Annotated in this window: 3 protein-coding genes; all 3 read right to left on the reverse strand. The window is 33.3% G+C overall.

What is annotated here, in order from left to right; genetic code table 11:
* Positions 1–303 precede the first annotated feature (303 nt).
* Complete coding sequence (locus E1171_RS02115; protein WP_187696193.1) at positions 304–756, reverse strand: nuclear transport factor 2 family protein; 453 nt, start codon at positions 754–756, stop codon at positions 304–306.
* Positions 757–838: 82 nt separating this feature from the next.
* On the reverse strand, positions 839–1,408 hold the full coding sequence (locus tag E1171_RS02120; protein ID WP_155203617.1) for a Crp/Fnr family transcriptional regulator: 570 nt from the start codon (positions 1,406–1,408) through the stop codon (positions 839–841).
* 102 nt (positions 1,409–1,510) lie between these two features.
* Positions 1,511–1,935 (reverse strand): amidohydrolase family protein (locus tag E1171_RS02125; protein WP_155203619.1); only part of this gene is annotated, 425 nt, incomplete at its 5' end.

Raw genomic sequence — 1,935 nt, forward strand, 5'->3', positions numbered from 1 at the left:
ATTGTCCTTTTTTGCCATTCCTATTTTCCTGTTCATGTAGTGATAAGCTTTCTTTTGCATTCTACCAAATTTATAATTGTCTAAATCTATCTCTTTTGTTATCATTTGTCAATTAGGAATGACAAATACTAAATCATCATAAAGCAATTCACTCAGCATTTCTATGTCCCTATCCATCAAAGGGTGCAGAAGTCGGTTTCCAGCGTAATAATATTATTTTTTACATTCCTTGCTCATATGATTTGTAATATTCAAAAAAAGGCAACCACCATTATTGGTGGTTGCAAGTATTATAATGATCATTTATTTACTTTCCATTTCCGCATAAACTTTCCGCCATTCAGAGGCGTCATAAATTAAATGAGATTCCTTGATGATACCATTTTCCAACCTAAACCATTCAGTAGCCATATTACTTTCAAGTCCGGGTAGGGCTGATTTAAATTCATAATAAGCCGCAACCCATTCCCCGTTTTCAGCTAAATTAATAAGGTTGACACCTGTCAGTACTGCACCTATCTTCTGTGCTAAAGCGATAAACTCTGTTTTAGAATTGAGTTCAACCATTGGATTTTTGAATTTGTAATCATCAGCCAATAAAGCCAAGGATTCCTGAATTTTTTCGGTGTCATTAAAGCCGTTTAAGAACTTTTCAACGATTATCTGATTTGTCATTTTACCTTGAGGATTTTGTGAATAAATACAACCTGAGAACAGCATAAATGCTATTAGTGGAATGAATCTTAAATTTGCCATAATTCGAACTTTAGTTGTTAAATTTTGCATTCAACAAAGGTCGGCCATGTATTCACAAATAAACTTGGTCTGCACCAAGATTTTAAATGCGGATTCGGTTAATCAACTTGCTAAAATTAGTAGCATCAATTCTAAGGTAAGAAGCAATATCTTTCTGAGGGATTAATTGGAGTAAATGGGGACTTCTTTTGACAAAGACATCAAAACGGTCTTCCATATTCAGTGCCATAATTTCATGTTGCCTTTGGATAACTCCGTCAAGAAAAAATTCAGTGATTTTACGAAACAGTGTTTCAATTCCCCTATTATCTTTCATGAACAGTTGGTGATGTTCATAGGAAATCCTTAAGAGTTTACAGGATGTAATGGTTTCCAGATAATATCTAGAAGGCTTTTGAGCAAAAAAGGATTCTGGAATTCCACTAAAAGAAGGAGCATATGCAAAAGCTATAATATGTTCTTTGCCCTTATGTAAATAATATGACTTTTGTATGCCACTAATAACAAAGTAAAGGTGTTTTTCAGTTTGTCCAGGAACCGTCAACGTTTGCTTTTTGTGAACGTTAAATTCATTCCATAGTGAGATATACTCATCAAGAGTTGATTCATTTACCTTATGAATATTATTTAAATATGATTTAAATATGTCCATTTTTTGTTAATTACAGATAACTGTTAATTTATAAATCGTAACTTGGAATTGCGCTATGGCTTTGCGGGGTTATGAATTATACAAAATGTTACCAATCGTTTTTTAATCTTCGATAGCAGAAGGTGAATCTCTTTCTAATAGTATACCTTTCATTATCACCTGAGATATGTCATTGTAGGCGGTAATATCTTTCAATGGATTTTTATTTAAAATCAAAATATTAGCTTTTTTACCGACTTCAACGGAACCATACGATCTTTCCAAATTAAAAGCTCTTGCATTTTCAATAGTTGCGGAGGCTAATATGGTCCCTAGAGGAACTCCAGCTTTTTCCATTTCTATCATTTCAAGATATCCATTGTAACCAGGAGGGTTCCCATAAGTAGGAGAAGATGGAGTGTCTGTTCCAAATAGAATTTTGCCTCCATTCTGGTACATATAATTTAGGGTTACTTTACCCTGATTCGATATACGGTTAAAATTTGAATTAATGATGTTTTTGGGTGCATCGCCAAATACATTTATGT

The sequence above is a fragment of the Xanthovirga aplysinae genome, from assembly GCF_009711365.1.
Taxonomy (GTDB): Bacteria; Bacteroidota; Bacteroidia; order Cytophagales; family Cyclobacteriaceae; genus Xanthovirga; species Xanthovirga aplysinae.

Coding starts and splice junctions, on each gene's coding strand:
- E1171_RS02115 (WP_187696193.1), bottom strand. CDS start 756: ATGGCAAATTTAAGATTCATTCCACTAATAGCATTTATGCTGTTCTCA.
- E1171_RS02120 (WP_155203617.1), bottom strand. CDS start 1,408: ATGGACATATTTAAATCATATTTAAATAATATTCATAAGGTAAATGAA.